13 protein-coding genes are annotated in these 15383 nt (G+C 69.9%); 6 read left to right on the forward strand and 7 right to left on the reverse strand.

Annotation, left to right across the window (positions count from 1 at the left end; all coding sequences use genetic code 11):
* Positions 1–7: 7 nt before the first annotated feature.
* The gene (locus tag ACAM51_RS15545; RefSeq protein ID WP_218296676.1) at positions 8–772 is read right to left on the reverse strand and encodes an ABC transporter substrate-binding protein; all 765 of its coding nucleotides are present in this window, start codon (positions 770–772) and stop codon (positions 8–10) included.
* Between the two features lie 365 nt (positions 773–1137).
* A complete protein-coding gene (locus ACAM51_RS15550) occupies positions 1138–1896 on the reverse strand; it encodes a TSUP family transporter (RefSeq protein ID WP_218296677.1) in 759 nt (252 codons plus the stop codon).
* A gap of 365 nt (positions 1897–2261) precedes the next feature.
* On the opposite strand from ACAM51_RS15550, the gene ACAM51_RS15555 reads away from it, so the two are divergent.
* Together ACAM51_RS15555 and ACAM51_RS15560 are read left to right on the forward strand one after the other, a co-directional pair.
* Positions 2262–3617, forward strand: a complete 1356-nt coding sequence (locus ACAM51_RS15555; RefSeq protein WP_218339116.1) for an ammonium transporter — start codon at positions 2262–2264, stop codon at positions 3615–3617.
* A gap of 173 nt (positions 3618–3790) precedes the next feature.
* Entirely contained in the window at positions 3791–4123 is a 333-nt protein-coding gene (locus ACAM51_RS15560) for a hypothetical protein (protein ID WP_218296679.1), read from the forward strand.
* Between the two features lie 42 nt (positions 4124–4165).
* On the opposite strand, the gene ACAM51_RS15565 is transcribed toward ACAM51_RS15560, so the two are convergent.
* The gene (locus ACAM51_RS15565) at positions 4166–4516 is read right to left on the reverse strand and encodes an antibiotic biosynthesis monooxygenase (RefSeq protein ID WP_369641137.1); all 351 of its coding nucleotides are present in this window, start codon (positions 4514–4516) and stop codon (positions 4166–4168) included.
* 20 nt (positions 4517–4536) lie between these two features.
* On the reverse strand, positions 4537–6216 hold the full coding sequence (locus tag ACAM51_RS15570; protein WP_369641138.1) for a GMC family oxidoreductase: 1680 nt from the start codon (positions 6214–6216) through the stop codon (positions 4537–4539).
* 275 nt (positions 6217–6491) lie between these two features.
* Here ACAM51_RS15570 and ACAM51_RS15575 point away from each other — a divergent pair, with 275 nt between their 5' ends.
* From ACAM51_RS15575 to ACAM51_RS15590, 4 genes are all read left to right on the forward strand, one after another.
* Complete coding sequence (locus tag ACAM51_RS15575) at positions 6492–7619, forward strand: ABC transporter permease (protein WP_218339113.1); 1128 nt, start codon at positions 6492–6494, stop codon at positions 7617–7619.
* Positions 7620–7838: 219 nt separating this feature from the next.
* Positions 7839–8699, forward strand: coding sequence for an ABC transporter ATP-binding protein (locus ACAM51_RS15580; RefSeq protein WP_369641139.1), 861 nt, complete (start codon positions 7839–7841; stop codon positions 8697–8699).
* Complete coding sequence (locus ACAM51_RS15585; RefSeq protein ID WP_218296684.1) at positions 8699–9664, forward strand: MlaD family protein; 966 nt, start codon at positions 8699–8701, stop codon at positions 9662–9664. Before ACAM51_RS15580 ends, ACAM51_RS15585 begins: the two co-directional genes overlap by 1 nt.
* Before the next feature lie 78 nt (positions 9665–9742).
* The gene (locus ACAM51_RS15590) at positions 9743–10381 is read left to right on the forward strand and encodes an ABC-type transport auxiliary lipoprotein family protein (RefSeq protein ID WP_369643829.1); all 639 of its coding nucleotides are present in this window, start codon (positions 9743–9745) and stop codon (positions 10379–10381) included.
* Positions 10382–10503: 122 nt separating this feature from the next.
* Here ACAM51_RS15590 and ACAM51_RS15595 read toward each other — a convergent pair whose 3' ends face one another.
* From ACAM51_RS15595 to ACAM51_RS15605, 3 genes are read right to left on the reverse strand one after another with little or no spacing between them, the layout of a single operon-like run.
* A complete protein-coding gene (locus ACAM51_RS15595) occupies positions 10504–11880 on the reverse strand; it encodes an NAD(P)/FAD-dependent oxidoreductase (RefSeq protein ID WP_369641140.1) in 1377 nt (458 codons plus the stop codon).
* Positions 11881–11912: 32 nt separating this feature from the next.
* Entirely contained in the window at positions 11913–13352 is a 1440-nt protein-coding gene (locus ACAM51_RS15600; RefSeq protein ID WP_369641141.1) for a DUF1501 domain-containing protein, read from the reverse strand.
* Positions 13353–13387: 35 nt separating this feature from the next.
* Positions 13388–15262, reverse strand: coding sequence for a DUF1800 family protein (locus tag ACAM51_RS15605; protein ID WP_218339108.1), 1875 nt, complete (start codon positions 15260–15262; stop codon positions 13388–13390).
* Positions 15263–15383: the final 121 nt, after the last annotated feature.

A 15383-nucleotide genomic window follows, 5' to 3' on the forward strand; every position in this document is an offset into this window, starting at 1 on the left:
GTCGTGCTTACTGGCAGCGGACGTCTTCGTTGAAATACTTCTTGGACAGCGCGGCATAGCTGCCGTCGGCCATCACTTCGGCCAGCGCCTTGTTCCAGCCGGCGGCCAGCGAGCTGTTGCCCTTGGCCACGGCGGCGGCGATGCGCTCGATGAACAGCATGTCGCCGAGCTTGAAGCCGGCGCCGGGGTTCTTTTCTGCCACGGCCTTGGCCACGAAGCGGTCGGTCACCCAGGCGTCCACGCGGCGCGAGTTCAGCGCGCTGCGGGCATCCACGTCGGTGGGGAAGTTCTTCATTTCCTTGATGGACGAGACCTTCTGCACGTTCTCGAGGTAGCTCGTGCCGGTCTGCACGGCCACCACCTTGCCCGCTAGGTCCTTGGCGCTCTTGATGGCGGGGTCCATGGCGATGATCATGCCGCCCGAGCAGTAGTGCGGGTCGGTGAAGGTGACGGCCTTGGCGCGCTCTTCGGTGATGCCGTGCGAGGCGATCACCAGGTCCCAGCGGTCCTGGCGCAGGCCGGTGAGCAGCGCATCGAAGCCCAGGGTCTTCCACTGGATCGCGAGGCCCATCTTCTTGGCCACCAGTTCGGCCGTTTCCACCTCGAAGCCGGTCAGCGTGGTGCCGTTGAAGAAATTGAACGGAGCGAACTGCCCCTCGGTCGCGATGAGGATCTTGCCGTCCTTCTTGACCTCGTCCAGCGTGCGGGCCTGGGCAGAAGCGAAAGCGGCGCAGAGCGCGAGGGCGGTGGCAACAGCCTTGAACAATTTCATGGGATGGGTCCTGTCGGGGGTATTTCAGGTACAAAAAATCCGGCATGCGGGTAGCAGGCCGGAGGCTGGTGGATCGGATGCACAGGCATCGCGAAACGCGAAGCCTGCCGTCATCAAGTAGTAACGATTATAAATATGCGAATTTTTTCCTTGGGCCTGCGGACAACCCTCAAAGCCCCGTTGTGTGCCAATTCACAACAGGTTTAGAGCGGTGTCTCCAACCGGACGCAGGCGCTACGGCTCCGTCTACAGGGCGAGGTCGGCGCTACCGGTGCGAGCCAGACCAGTGCCCCCGCGCAAGGGCCGCCCCGCCGCGCTGGGGGCGTCCCCCTTCAGGGGGAAGGCGCCGAAGGCGACTCAGGGGGTTACCGAAGAAACGCGTCGTACCCCGTCTTGAGGATCAGCGTGCTCACCACCACGATGAAGATGCCGCGCACGAAACCCGTGCCGTGCTTGAGCGCCAGGTGCGTGCCCAGCAGGCTGCCCACGACGTTGGCCACGGCCAGCGTCACCGCGAAGTGCCACCAGACGTGGCCCTTGGCGGCAAACAGCACGATGGCGGCGACATTGGTGGCGCAATTGAGCAGCTTGGCCGAGGCCGAGGCATTGAGAAAGTCGTAGCCGAGCAGCCGCACGAACAGGAAGACGAAGAAGCTGCCGGTGCCCGGGCCGAAGAACCCGTCGTAGAAACCGATCAGCACGCCGATCAGGCAGGCCGCCAGCACTTCGGCGCGGCCCGCGAAGCGCGGCGTATGGTGCCGCCCCAGTTCCTTCTTGGCCAGCGTGTAGGCCAGCACGCCCAGCAGCACCAGGGGCAGCAGCTTGCGCAGGAAGTCGGCCGACATCACCGTCACCGCCCAGGCGCCGGCGAACGAGCCGGCGAAACCGGCCGCCGCGGCCGGCAGCATCGCCGGCCAGCGGATCTGCACGCGGCGGCTGTACTGCCAGGTGGCCATGGCCGTGCCCCACACCGAGGCGGCCTTGTTGGTGCCCAGCAGCGTGGCCGGTGGCGCCCCCGGAAAAGCCGCGAACAGCGCCGGCACCATCACCAGCCCGCCGCCACCCACGATGGCGTCCACGAAGCCCGCGAGCAGCGAGGCCAGGGTAATAAAAATCCATTCCATCGCAGTATTTTCGCACCCAGCCTGCTATGGATTTAGGAACAGATACAGAGACCAGCGCACCGGGCCCGGCGGCGAACGGGCAAGAAAAAGGCGCTGGGATCGCCAGCGCCTGAAAAAAAACGCACCTCGTTGGGTGCTTGAAATTTGGTTATTGGTAGAAAGGATGTCTCCTCGGGCCCCTCGCTTGGCACACCGAAGCGCGCTTTCGAGTGCCGCAACTGTAACGGCTGCACCCCACTGGTGCATTGGGGGTTTCCCGCCCCCGTTGTGGGGCGGGAAAACCGCGCGCGGGGCCACGAATCGGGGTTCGCGGGTTGGCACGGCTCATGCAATGCGCTTGTAACAATTTGCGAAAGGGAGCCTTCATGCGGGCAGTCAACCACCGGTTCATCGCGGTCGTGTCGTTGGGTCTGGGGCTGTGCGCCAGCGCGCTGGCGCAGGCCGTGCCCGAGGTGGCGGCGGCCCCCGCCGCGCCCCTGGCGCGCCCTGGCCTGGTGGCGCACGGCGCCGTCAGCGCGGCGGACACCGCCTGGATGATGACCTCCACGGCGCTCGTGCTGCTGATGACGCTGCCCGGCATTGCGCTGTTCTACGCGGGCATGGTGCGCAAGAAGAATGTGCTCAATACCATGGCCAGCGTGGTCGCCATCGCGGCGCTGGTCAGCCTGCTGTGGTTCGGGGCGGGCTACTCGCTGGCGTTCACGCCCGGCAACGCCTGGGTGGGCGGCTGGGAGCGCGCGGGGTTCACGGGGCTGGACTTCGACCTGGCGGGCGGCAAGCTCGCCGTGAGCCATGTCGCGCCGCACATTCCCGAATCGGTGTACGCCATGTTCCAGCTCACCTTCGCCATCATCACGGCCGCGCTCCTGGTGGGCGCGTTCGTCGAGCGCATGCGGTTTTCCGCCATGCTGATCTTCATCGGCCTGTGGACCTTGCTGGTCTATGCCCCGGTGGCGCACTGGGTGTGGGAGCCGGGGGGCTGGCTGGCGCGGATGGGCGCGCTGGATTTCGCCGGGGGCTCCGTGGTGCACGTGAACGCGGGCGTGGCGGGGCTGGTGTGCGCGTGGTTCCTGGGCCGCCGCACGGGCTATGGCCGCGAGCCCTTCGAGCCCTACAACCTGGGGCTCACCATGGCGGGCGCGGGCCTGCTGTGGGTGGGCTGGTTCGGCTTCAACGCGGGCTCGGCCGTGGCGGCCGATGGCCGGGCGGGCCTGGCCATGGCGGTCACGCACCTGGCCGCCGCCGCTGGTGCGCTGTCCTGGATGCTGGGCGAGTGGGTGGTGCGCGGGCGCCCTTCGCTGCTGGGGCTGTGCTCGGGTCTGGTCGCGGGGCTCGTGGCGATCACGCCCGCCGCAGGCTTCGTCACGCTGCGCTCGGCGGTGGTGATTGGCCTGGTGGCCGGGCTGGCGTGCTACTGGGGGGCCACGGGGCTCAAGCGCCTGCTGCGTGCCGACGATTCGCTGGATGTGTTTGGCGTGCATGGCATTGGCGGCATCGTGGGCTCGCTGCTCACGGGGGTGCTGGCTAGCAAGACCGTGGGGGGCGTGCAGGGCAGCCTGCTCACCCAGGCCATCGGGGTGGGCGCCGTGATGGCCTACAGCCTGGTGGTGACGGCCGCGCTGCTGTGGATCATCAATTTTGCGATGGGCGTGCGCGTGGATGCGCAGAGCGAGCAGACCGGGCTCGACATCGCCCAGCACCGCGAACACCTGGGCGGCTGAATGAAGCCCGCTCTCCCGAGGCCCTGCGGGCCTTCCCCCGCTCTCGCACCGCCGCGCAATGCGGGCCGGGGGGCGCAGCCAGCGCGGCGGCCCGCGCCTGGGCCGCACCGGTTTCATTCGCCGCGGGTTGTGCGCAGCGCAATGGATGACTGAAATGCAGTAAGGAGCCGACCATGCCCGATTCCGACAAGCTCGCCATTGCCGCCCACCTGCATGTGCTGCTGCGCCGCAAGACGGGGCGCGTGACCGACACCGAATGGATGGCGGCCAACGCCGAGTACGCGCTGGAGATCGTGCGGTTCGCGCGCCAGCGCGCGCAGGAGGACAACGCGCCCGAACTCACCGAATGGGCGGACCGCCTGGACCAGGCCATCCATGCCGCGCCACCGGCCGCCCCGCGCCGCCCCTTGCTGGATGTGGCCACCCAGGCGGTGCGCCAGCGCATGGCGCCGCCCCCGCCGGAGCCCGCGCCCGAGGTGCCCCGGTATGTCGGGGGAATCCGCTGACCGCGCCGCGGCCGTGGGGCCCGCGCGTGGGCGGGATCCATATCAGTGCGCTGCCGCGCCCTGCACGAACAGGCCCGCCGTGGGCAGCAGCCCGGCCAGCTTGTCGTCGCCATAGGTGCGCAGCACCTGCGCAATCACGACCTGGTAGCCGTTGAGCCACTGCGCTTGCGCCGCCTTGGCCTTCAGGTGGGCGGGGTGCTGCATCAATGCCTGCAGGGCCTCGAGCGACTGCCAGTAGTACACGTTGGACACCAGGCCCTTGCCCGTGTCCTCCCACGATTCCTCGCCCAGGTAGCCGTCGATGGAGCGGGCGGCGGTGGCAATCGCCTCGTCCAGGCGGTGGAAGGCGTCGTCGAACTGTTTGGTGGCGAAGATGAAGGTGGAGGAGTACATGGGCGCGATGGTACCCACGCCTATGCCGTGCGCCGCGCCTGGATGATCCACTCCGCCGCCTTCTCGGCCAGCATCAGCGTGGGCGAGTTGGTGTTGCCGCTGGTGATGGTGGGCATGGCCCCCGCATCCACCACCCGCAGGCCCGCAATGCCGCGCACGCGCAGTTGCGAGTCCAGCACGGCCATCGGGTCATCATCCCGCCCCATCTTCGTCGTGCCCACGGGGTGGAAGATGGTGGTGGCGATGTCGCCGGCCAGGCGCGCCAGGTCCTCGTCGCTCTCGAACTGCACGCCGGGCTTCCATTCCTCGGGCCGGTACTTGGCCAGCGCGGGCTGGGCCACGATGCGGCGCGTGACGCGCAGGCTGTCGGCCGCCACCTGGCGGTCTTCGGCGGTGCTCAGGTAGTTGGGCGCGATGGCCGGTGCGGCCTTGAAGTCGGCGTTCTTGATGTTCACCGTGCCCCGGCTCGTGGGGTTGAGGTTGCACACGCTGGCCGTGAAGGCCGGAAAGCTGTGCAGCGGCTCGCCAAACGCGTCGAGCGACAGCGGCTGCACGTGGTACTCGATGTTCGGCCAGGGCTGGTCGGCGCTGCTGCGCGTGAAGGCGCCCAGCTGCGAGGGCGCCATGCTCATGGGGCCGCTGCGTTTGGTCGCGTATTCGAGCCCGATCTTGGCCTTGCCCCAGAGCGAGCTGGCCATGGTGTTGAGCGTGGGCACGCCGCCCACCTTGAACACCGCGCGGATCTGCAGGTGGTCCTGCAGGTTGGCGCCCACGCCGGGCAGGTCGTGCACCACGTCGATGCCGTGCTGGCGCAGCAGCGCGGAGGGGCCGATGCCCGAGAGCTGCAGCAGCTGCGGCGAGTTGACGGCACCGGCGCTCAGGATGACCTCGCCCGTGGCGCGGGCCGTGACCATCTCATGCCCGTCCCACACCAACACGCCCGTGCAGCGCTTGCTGCCGTCGGGCTGCGTCTCGATGAGGAGCTTGGCGGCCTGCGCGCTGGTCCACATCTCGAAGTTGGGGCGGCCGTAGCAGGTGGGCCGCAGGAAGGCCTTGGCGGTGTTCCAGCGCCAGCCGCTTTTCTGGTTGACCTCGAAGTAGCCCACGCCTTCGTTGCTGCCGCCGTTGAAATCGTCGGTGGCGGGGATGCCGGCCTGCTGCGCGGCCTGGGCGAAGGCGTCCAGCACGTCCCAGCGCAGGCGCTGCTTTTCCACGCGCCATTCGCCGGAGCTGCCCGTGGCCTTGTTGCCGTGCAGGCGCTTGAAATTTTCATTCACGCCATCGGGCTGGTCCAGGCGCCAGTGGTCCTCGTGGCGGCGGAAGTAGGGCAGGGCGTTCTCCCAGCGCCAGCTGGCGTCGCCCGTCAGCTCGGCCCACTGGTCGTAGTCGCGCGCCTGGCCGCGCATGTAGATCATGCCGTTGATGCTGCTGCAGCCGCCCAGCGTCTTGCCGCGCGGGTAGCGCAGGGTGCGGCCGTTCAGGCCCGCGTCGGGCTCGGTGTTGTAGAGCCAGTCGGTGCGCGGGTTGCCGATGCAGTAGAGATAGCCGACGGGGATATGGATCCAGTGGTAGTCGTCCTTGCGGCCTGCTTCGATCAGCAGCACGCGGTGGCGGCCGTCGGCGCTCAGGCGGTTGCACAGCAGGGCGCCGGCGGTGCCTCCGCCGATGATGATGGTGTCAAACGTGGTGTGGTCGCTCATGGGCAGGCGGTGCGGTGCAAGGGTTGGGACGGAGGGCCATTGTGCGGATGGCACCACGCGTGTCGAGAGGGTCAGTGCCTATTGCTACTAAATATGTAGCTTGAAGCGCTTGATGCCAAAGCGCTGGAGGCCTGTTTGATATTAATTTCACGCGGCCCCGGCCGGCCTGTGCTTGGCGGCCCGTGCGGGCGGGCGTAAATCCTACGCGCCGCCTGTGCGTGGCTCCGCTACCATGCACCCTCTCTTTCCCTCTTGGCGGCCGCGCCGCCCAGTCCATGACCGACCACGCACCTCGCATTGTTCGCGCCGACACGCCCCAGGGGGCGAGTGCGCAACTGCATGGGCGCTGGGGCGCGGCCGAACTGGGCACACGGTCGCAGTGGGAGGCGGTCTGCGAGCAGCTGCGCGCCAGCCCCCCCGCGCCCGGGCTGGGCTGGGACCTGACGCAGCTGCAGTGGCTGGACCACGTGGGCGCGCAGCTGGTGTGGAACCACTGGCAGCGGGCCTGGCCGGCGCAACTGGCCTGTACCGACGGCCAGCGCGACATGCTGGAGCGCGTGGCGGAGTTCACCACGGCCACCCCGCCGGCCCGGGAGCCCTGGCGCCTGGCCGAGCAGGCGGACCACCTGGGCGTGCTGGTGCTGCACGGCCTCAGCCATGCGCGGCACATGCTCGAAATGGTGGGGCAGCTGCTGCTCGACCTGGGCCGCCTGGCGCGCGCGCCGCGCCGGGGGCCGTGGCGCGACGTGTCGGGCCACCTGTACCGCATGGGCGCCACGGCGCTGCCCATCACGGCGCTGGTGGGATTTCTGATCGGCGTGGTGCTGGCCTACCTGATGAGCCTGCAGCTGCGCCAGTTCGGGGCCGAGTCGTTCATCGTCAACATCCTGGGCATCTCGCTCATCCGCGAGCTGGGCCCCATGCTGGCGGCCATCCTGGTGGCGGGGCGCTCGGGCTCGGCCATCACCGCGCAGATCGGCGTGATGCGCGTGACCGAGGAACTCGATGCCATGCGCGTCATGGGCATCCCGCACGGCTTTCGGCTGGTGATGCCGCGCACGCTGGCGCTGGCGCTGGCCATGCCGCTCATCAGCGTGTGGACCACGCTGGCCGCGCTGGCCGGGGGCATGCTGGCGGCCGACATCTCCATGGACATCTCGCCCGCGTATTTCGTGCAGGCGCTGCCCGCGGCGGTGAAGGTGGGCAACCTGGGACTCGCCATGGCCAAGTCGGTGGTGTTCGGCGCCTTCATCGCGCTCATCGGCTGCCACTGGGGGCTGCGCGTGAAACCCAACACCCAGAGCCTGGGCGAGGGCACCACGGCCTCGGTGGTCACGTCGATCACCATGGTCATCATCGTGGACGCCTTGTTCGCGGTGGCCTTCAAGAACATCGGAATATGAAGATGAGGTGGCTTCCCCCTGAGCGGCTTCGCCGCTTCCCCCTTCTCCCGAACTGCTGCGCAGCTCGGGAAGGGGGACGCCACCAGCACCCGCATGTGAAGCCCCCCCTGAGCCGCTTCGCGTCTTCCCCCCAAGGGGGGACGCCACCCGTGGCCTGGCAAAGCCAGTTCCACGGTGGCACGGGTATTGCGCCGCGCCAGTTTCTACCGGAGCGTGGCCATGGCTGAGCGCATCGCCAAGCCCGAGCACATCGCAGTCGCGCCGGGCGAGCCGCCCATCGTGGACGTGCAGGGCCTGTGGACGGTGTTCGGCAAGGGCGACGAAGCCTTCACCGTGCACCAGGACCTGAACTTCACCGTGCAGCGCGGCGAGATGCTGTCGCTGGTGGGGGGCTCGGGCACGGGCAAGACGGTACTGCTGCGCCAGATCCTGGGGCTGGCCAGGCCGGCGCGCGGCACGGTCACGGTGCTGGGGCGGCCGGCGTCCGAGATGGGGCGCGAGGGCGCGGCCAGCCGCGTGGGCATGCTGTTCCAGCACGGCGCGCTGTTCTCGGCCTTCAACGTGCTCGACAACGTGGCCTTCGCGCTGCGCGAGCAGGGCACCCTGCCCGACGACCTGGTGCGCGATGCCGCGCTGGTCAAGCTGCAGATGGTGGGCCTCAAGCCCGAGCACGCCAGCCGCATGCCGGCCGACCTGTCGGGCGGCATGGTCAAGCGCGTGGCGCTGGCGCGCGCGCTCATCATGGACCCGCCGCTGCTGCTGCTCGACGAACCCACCGCCGGGCTGGACCCGAGCAGCTCCGACGATTTCTGCGCGCTGCTGCGCGAGCTGCGCGCCGCGCTCGGGCTCACGGTGGTCATGGTCACGCACGATCTGGACACGCTGTTCGCGCTCAGCACCCGCGTGGCCGTGCTGGCCGACAAGAAGGTCATCGTCACCGGCCCGCCGCACGAGGTCGCGCATTTCAGGCACCCCTTCATCGAGCACTTCTTCATGGGCGAACGCGGCCAGCGCGCCATGGCCCCGGTACCGGCGGCGGCGCGGCCGGCCGCCTCCCCGCCAGACAAGGAACATCCCTGATGGAAAACAAATCACACGCCCTCGCCGCAGGCATCTTCGTGCTGGTGGTGGCCGCCATGCTGGCGGGCCTGGCCATCTGGCTCACGCGCGACAACGCCAACTACGAGCAGTACGAGCTGTCCACCAAGGACGGCGTGAGCGGCCTGCAGCCCCAGGCCACCGTCCGCTACAAGGGCGTGGCCGTGGGCAAGGTCACGCGCATCGGATTCGACCCCCAGGTCACCGGCAACGTGCTGATCCGCATCGCCGTCAACGAACAGGCGCCCATCAGCCCCACCACCTTCGCCGTGCTGGGCTACCAGGGCGTCACGGGCCTGGCCCATGTGCAGCTGGACGACGCCGACAAGCCCTATCCCGAACTGCCGCCCGGCCCCAGCGGGCTGCCCCGCCTGCCGCTCAAGCCCTCGCCGTTTGGCAAGCTCGCCGAGCAGGCGCCGGCCATCCTGGCGCAGGTGGAGGAGGCCACGCGCCGCATCAACCAGCTGCTGGGCGACACCAACCAGCAAAAGCTCACCGAAGCCCTCGCCAACATCGGCCAGGCCGCGGGCAGCGTCAACACCCTGACCCAGCGGCTCGATGCCACCGTCGCGCAGCGGCTGGACCCGGCCCTGGCCGCGCTGCCGCCGCTGGCCAGCGACGCGCGCAAGACGCTGCAGTCGCTGCAGCAGGCCGGCGCCAGCGTGACGTCCCTGGCCGCCGACGTCAGCAAGACCACCCAGCGCCTGGGCGCGGAGGGCGGCCCCATCGACCAGATCACCATCGGCACGCAGTCCCTCGCCCGCGCGGCCGACCAGTTCGGCGCCTCCACGCTGCCGCGCCTGAACCGCGCCGCCGACGACACGTCGCGCGCGGCCCGCCAGCTCGGCCGCACGGCGGGCGGCGTCACCGACAACCCGCAGCTGTTCATCTATGGGTCCGGCCGCATACCGCCCGGCCCCGGCGAGCCCGGCTTTGCGGCACCGTGAGGAGTGTTCATGAAAAGTACTATTAAAAACATAGCTGCCGGCGCCTTCCCGAAAAGCGCTGGCGGCCTGCTGGGCGGCATGGTTCTGGTGGTGGTGATCGGCCTGGCCGGCTGCTCGGCCCTGCCCAGCCCGCCCTCGCGCCCCGTGCTGTACGACTTTGGCCCCGGCCCGGTGGCCCCGGCGCCGGCCGACCGCCGGGCACCGCTGCAGCCCCTGGCCCTGGCCGACGTGGAGGCGCCCGGCCTGCCCGAGGGCAGCAATGCCGTGCTCTACCGCCTGGGCTATGCCGATGCCCAGCAGCTGCGCCCCTACAGCCAGGCCCGCTGGAGCCAGCCCCCCGCCCAGCTGCTGCAGCAGCGGCTGCGCGAGCAGCTGGGCCAGCGGCGCGCCATCCTCAAGGCCGACGACGGTGCGGCCCAGGCGCGCGACGCCAGCCAGGGCGGCCGGCTGCCCCCGGTGCTGCGCGTGGAGCTGGAGGAATTCAGCCACCTCTTCGCCAGCCCCACCGAAAGCGCTGGCGTGGTGCGCCTGCGTGCCACGGTGGTGGACCTGACGCTGGCGGGCGAGTCGCTGCGCGGCCAGCGTGTGTTCATCGTGCGCACCCCGGCGCCCAGCGCCGACGCGGCCGGCGGCGTGAAGGCCCTGGCGGAGGCCTCCACACAGGTCGCCCAGGAGCTGGCGGACTGGCTGGAACAGGTGACGCGGCGCACGAACTGAGCTGCCGGGGGCACCACCGGTCCCCGCCCGTGCGCCCTCTCGCGGCGCGCGCGCTCCCGGGCCCCCCGGGCCATCCGCCCGCCGCAGCGGCGTTCGCCGCGCGGTGTGGTGCCTGGCCCGCGTCAGGACCGCGGGGGCGGCGGGGCCGTGCCCGGCTCGATCCCCGTCACCACACGCGCATACCGTGCAAAGCTCCAGTACGCCCAGGCCCAGTCGAGCAGCACCACCAGCCGGTTGCGGAAGCCGATCAGGAAATACACGTGCGCAAACAGCCAGAACAGCCAGGCAAAGTAGCCCGAGAACCGCACCGGCCCCGCGGGCGAGGTGAGGTCCACCACGGCGGAGTTGCGGCCGATGGTGGCGAGGTTGCCGTAGTCGCGGTAGCGAAACGCTTGCGTGGCCTGGCCGCGCAGGCGGCGCAGGATGTTGGCGGCCGCCGCGCGGCCCATCTGCTTGGCGCCGGGCGAGACGCCGGGCACCGGCCGGGGAGGCTGGCCGGGCGCGTGGCTCTGGGCGGCGGCCAGGTCGCCGATCACGCTGATCTCCGGGTGGCCGGGCAGCGTGAGGTCGGGCGCCACGACCACGCGGCCCGCGCGGTCGATCGTGCAGCCGGTGGCCTCGGCCAGATGGCGGCCCAGCGGGGAGGCCGCCACCCCGGCCGCCCAGATGATGCATTTGCTCTTGATTTGATAGCTGCCTGCGCTTGATGAATCAGCGTCAGGGGGCGATTCGACCCTCAGGCCGTCATCGTCGATGGTGGTGACGCGGGCTTGCAGGCGCACTTCCACGCCCAGTTTTTCCAGCTGCTCCCTGGCGCGCTGGCTCAGTGCTTCCGGCATGGCCTGCAGCACCCGCGTGCCGCCTTCGAGCAGGATGATCCTGGCGCTGGCCGGGTCGATGTGGCGGAATTCGCCGGGCAGTGTGTGGCGCGCGATCTCGGCCAGGGTGCCCGCCATCTCCACGCCGGTGGGCCCGGCGCCCACGACCACGAAGTTGAGCCAGTCGGCGCGGCGGACGGGGTCGGGCTCCTTCTCGGCGGCCTCGAAGGCCAGCAGGATGCGGCGGCGGATCTCGAAGGCATCGTCCAGCGTCTTGAGCCCGGGCGCGTGCGTGGCCCATGCATCCTGGCCGAAGTAGCTGTGCGTGGCGCCGGCCGCGACGACGAGGTGGTCGTACGGCAGGGGGGCGGAGGGATGGGGGCCGTCCTTCAGATACACGGCGCGCGCCGCCACGTCGATGCGCGTGACCTCCCCGAGCAAGGTGGTGGCGTTGGGCTGCTGGCGGAACAGGTGGCGGATGGGGGCCGCGATGGCGGGGGCCGACAGACCGGCGGTGGCCACCTGGTACAGCAGCGGCTGGAAGAGGTGGTGGTTGGTCTTGTCGACCAGGGTGATGTCCACGGCCGCGCCGCGCAGCGCCCGGGCGGCTTCCAGGCCGCCGAAGCCGCAGCCGATGATGACGATGCGGGGGCGGGACGAAGGGGTGGAGGCTGGGGTCATGCCCCCATTATTGGGGCACCGCCCGCGCCGCTTCAGGGAGGGCCCATGAACCCCATGTCCACCGGATAGTCGGGCCGGCCGGCGGCGGCGCCGAAGTGCGTGATGTTGGGCAGCACGCCGGCCATTTCGCTGTCGGCCACGCCAAACCACCTGGCCAGGGTGGCCGCGTACTGGTCCACCGAGGTGGTGGGCAGCAGGCGGCCCTGGCCCACGTGCCACTGGTCCTCGGGGGCCGCGGTGTTGGTGATGCTCACGGGCGGTGCGCTGCCGTAGAACGCCTTGCCCTTGACGGCGCCGCCCACCACCAGGTGGTGGCTGCCCCAGCCGTGGTCCGAGCCGTCGCCGTTGGAGCTCAGCGTGCGGCCGAAGTCCGACGCGGTGAACGCGGTCACCTTGTCGGCCACGCCCAGTTCCACCGTGGCGCTGTGGAAGGCCGTCAGGGCGTCGCTCACGCGCTGCATCAGCAAGGGCTGCTGCGAGATCAGGTTGTCGTGCAGGTCGAACCCGCCCAGCGACACCATGAACACCTGGCGCTTGCTGCCCAGCGCGTTGCGCGAGCCGATGAGGCGGGCCACCATCTTGAGCTGGTCGGCCAGCGAATTGTTGGCGGGGAACGGCGTGCCCAGCGTGGTGCCGGCCAGCGCGCCGGTGATCTGGCTTTCGGACGTGACCGCGCGGGTGGTCACGCGGGTGTACTCGTTCTCCAGCGTGTGCGCGCTGGGCTGCTGGATGAGCGCCGACAGCGCGCCGCGCACCGCGCTGGACCCGTAGACATTGTTCTTCACGCCGTTGATGGCCACGGCGCCGTTCGTGCTGACCTGGTATTGCAGGGCCGAGTCGCCCGAGAGGAACACCGCGTTGCCGGTGACGGCGATGCAGGTGAACAGCGAGTTGCCGTTGGACGAGAGTGCCAGGTCGCCGATGTTGCCGCCCCAGCCCACGGTGGAGCCCTCGGGCGAGGACGACTGCCACACCGACTGCTGGTCGTTGTGCGAGAACAGCTTGGGCGGGACGGGGTAGGCCTTGCGGTCGGGGCTGTTGTACTGCGCGCGCGTCAGGGGCACGACCAGCGGGCCGACGTTCAGCTGCACGGCGGCCTTGCCGCTGTTGAACAGGCCCGCCAGCCCGGTCATGGCGGGGTGCAGCGCGTATTGGCGCCCGTCGGGCAGCGGCGTGGAGGGGTTGAGCAGCGTGGGCGTGAGCGAGGCCTTGGGCAGCGCGATGCTGCCGCGGATGGCGCTGTAGCGGCCGTGGCTGGCGTCGTCGTAGGTGACCACGGTGTTGGCGTAGTCGTTGCCGCCATAGAGGAACACGCAGACCAGGGCCTTGTAGTCGTTGGCCGCGAAGGCGGCTGCCTCGCCCATCGCGGCGAGGTTCATCGCGAAGGGCAGGGCCGTGCCCGCCAGGCCCAGCTGGGTGGAGCGGCGCAGGAACGCGCGGCGGGTGTGGAGTTCGGGTTGAAGCAGGTGCATGGCGTGGCTTCTCGGGTGCGGTCCGGGCTTGTTGCTTATTTCTGGATGAGGTACTCGGCCGAGGCCATGACCAGGAAGACGGCGGCCGCCACGCGGTCGCGCCGGACGTTGTCCGCGCTGGCCGCGGTGACGTTGGTGGCCTTGAGCGCATCGGTGATGAGCTTGACGGTGCCGGCCGAGAGCTGGCCCGCGCACATGAGCAGGTTGATGCGCGCGACGAGCGCGTCCGCGTCGGCGACCAGCGCCAGTTCCTGCGCGTAGCTGGCCTTCAGGTCGAAGCCGTTGTTGGCGGTGCTGGCGTTGTGGGGCAGCTCCGGCGCGTTCACGAAGATGCCGTTGCGGATCACGCCCTGCATGAAGTTGAGGTAGCCGCCCACGCTGCTTTCGTTGACCAGCTGGAACTCGGGCGCCACCGCGCCATTGGCCGCCAGCGCGGTGGACGGCGGGATGTAGCCAGGCCGAAAGAAGTTGAACACCGAGGGCGAGCGCAGCGGGCTTTGCCCCAGCCGCGAGCCCGGGTCGCTGAAGTTGCCGATCTTCCAGCTGCCCTGGGCCGACTCCAGCCCGAAGGTGCGGCCCCACTGGACAAAGCGCAGCATGGGCTCGCGCAGCTTGCCAAACCCGGGCTGGGCGAGGCCGGCGGGCGCGCGCGCCTCGTCGTCGAGCAGGATGGCGCGGACCACCGCGCGCATGTCGCCGCGCACGCCGGCACCGTTGTTGTTGAAGGCGGCGGTCACGCGCGCCACGTAGGCGGGCGAGGGGTTGCTGGTGACCAGCCGCTGGATGAGCTGCTTGCCGATGAACGGGCCCACGTTGGGGTGGTTGAACAGGGTGTCCAGCGCCGTCTTGAGGGCCGCCGCGCCCGGCGTGTTGGCCGGGATGGTGGTGCCCAGGAAGGAGGCCGCCAGCGTGGAATGGCGCGACTCGGTGAGCGCCATCGGCAGGCGCGCGAAGGTGGTGCCGGGCACGACGCGCGTGGTTCCCGGCACGGTGGTCGGCGTGTTCTGCGACTGGTCGTAGTCGTAGCCGGTGAACACGCGCGCCAGGTTGGTCACGTCGCTTTGCGTGTAGCTGTCGATGGGCTTGCCCGCGCTGTCGCGCTGGGGCGTGCCATCGGGGTTGAGCAGCACCAGGCCGATCGACATGAGCTGCATCACCTCGCGCGCGTAGTTCTCGTCGGGCTGTCGGCCGGTGGCGGCGTTTTCCTTCTGGTTGCCGCGCGTATTGAGGTAGTAGCCCATGGCCGCGTTGAGCGTCACGTCCTGCAGCAGGTTGCGGTAGTTGCCGAACGCGTTGGCCACCAGCTGGTCCCAGTACCACGCGAGGGCATGGCTGCGCCAGCTCAGGTCCAGGCCCGAGAGCGACACCACGCAGATCTCCGACAGCGCGAGCGCCACCCGCTTGCGCACCCCGTCGCTGGACTGCAGGAGCTGGTGCCAGATCATGTAGTCGCCCGGGTAGGTGTTGTCGTAGTAGGCCGTGTCCTTGTTGACGTCGGCGTAGCCGCGCTGGTTCAGCCAGTCCCAGCCGCTCAGCGACGGGGGGGCGCTGAACTGGCTCTCCAGCCAGCTGGCGTAGGTGGTGGAGCGCAGGGCGGCGATGTCCGCGGTGGAGGCGGAGAACTGGGCCTGCAGCAGGAAGCGCGCGGCCTCCGCGTCCGTCAGCGGCGCCGTGTGGGTTGCGCCGGGCAGCGCGGAACCGGCGCCCGGGCTGGCTGTCGTGCCCTCTTCCCCGCCACCTCCGCCACCGCCGCAGGCCGCCAGCGCCGCGGATGCGGCCAGCCCGGCCAGCAGGGGAAGGGGGTTCTTCGTGTCTTGGGAAGAAACGGCGGCCGGCGCGGGGTGTCGCGGGCTGTCTTGTGCCTCGCCCGCAGTCTGCGTTGCGGGAGGCGCCTCGGAGGTGGTGTGCATGGATCGTGGGGGGTGAAGGTGCGCGTTCAAAACCAGCGCATTTCAGGACTTCACCACATGCCGTTGCGGCGTGGAAACACAAGCGTTACCAAACGAAACAGCTTGCTGGGAAGGGGCCGCG

Source organism: Acidovorax sp. A79, assembly GCF_041154505.1.
Lineage (GTDB): Bacteria > Pseudomonadota > Gammaproteobacteria > Burkholderiales > Burkholderiaceae_C > Acidovorax.

Coding starts and splice junctions, on each gene's coding strand:
- ACAM51_RS15590 (WP_369643829.1), top strand. CDS start 9,743: ATGGTTCTGGTGGTGGTGATCGGCCTGGCCGGCTGCTCGGCCCTGCCC.
- ACAM51_RS15580 (WP_369641139.1), top strand. CDS start 7,839: ATGGCTGAGCGCATCGCCAAGCCCGAGCACATCGCAGTCGCGCCGGGC.
- ACAM51_RS15575 (WP_218339113.1), top strand. CDS start 6,492: ATGACCGACCACGCACCTCGCATTGTTCGCGCCGACACGCCCCAGGGG.
- ACAM51_RS15605 (WP_218339108.1), bottom strand. CDS start 15,262: ATGCACACCACCTCCGAGGCGCCTCCCGCAACGCAGACTGCGGGCGAG.
- ACAM51_RS15555 (WP_218339116.1), top strand. CDS start 2,262: ATGCGGGCAGTCAACCACCGGTTCATCGCGGTCGTGTCGTTGGGTCTG.
- ACAM51_RS15550 (WP_218296677.1), bottom strand. CDS start 1,896: ATGGAATGGATTTTTATTACCCTGGCCTCGCTGCTCGCGGGCTTCGTG.
- ACAM51_RS15595 (WP_369641140.1), bottom strand. CDS start 11,880: ATGACCCCAGCCTCCACCCCTTCGTCCCGCCCCCGCATCGTCATCATC.
- ACAM51_RS15560 (WP_218296679.1), top strand. CDS start 3,791: ATGCCCGATTCCGACAAGCTCGCCATTGCCGCCCACCTGCATGTGCTG.
- ACAM51_RS15565 (WP_369641137.1), bottom strand. CDS start 4,516: ATGTACTCCTCCACCTTCATCTTCGCCACCAAACAGTTCGACGACGCC.
- ACAM51_RS15570 (WP_369641138.1), bottom strand. CDS start 6,216: ATGAGCGACCACACCACGTTTGACACCATCATCATCGGCGGAGGCACC.
- ACAM51_RS15545 (WP_218296676.1), bottom strand. CDS start 772: ATGAAATTGTTCAAGGCTGTTGCCACCGCCCTCGCGCTCTGCGCCGCT.
- ACAM51_RS15585 (WP_218296684.1), top strand. CDS start 8,699: ATGGAAAACAAATCACACGCCCTCGCCGCAGGCATCTTCGTGCTGGTG.
- ACAM51_RS15600 (WP_369641141.1), bottom strand. CDS start 13,352: ATGCACCTGCTTCAACCCGAACTCCACACCCGCCGCGCGTTCCTGCGC.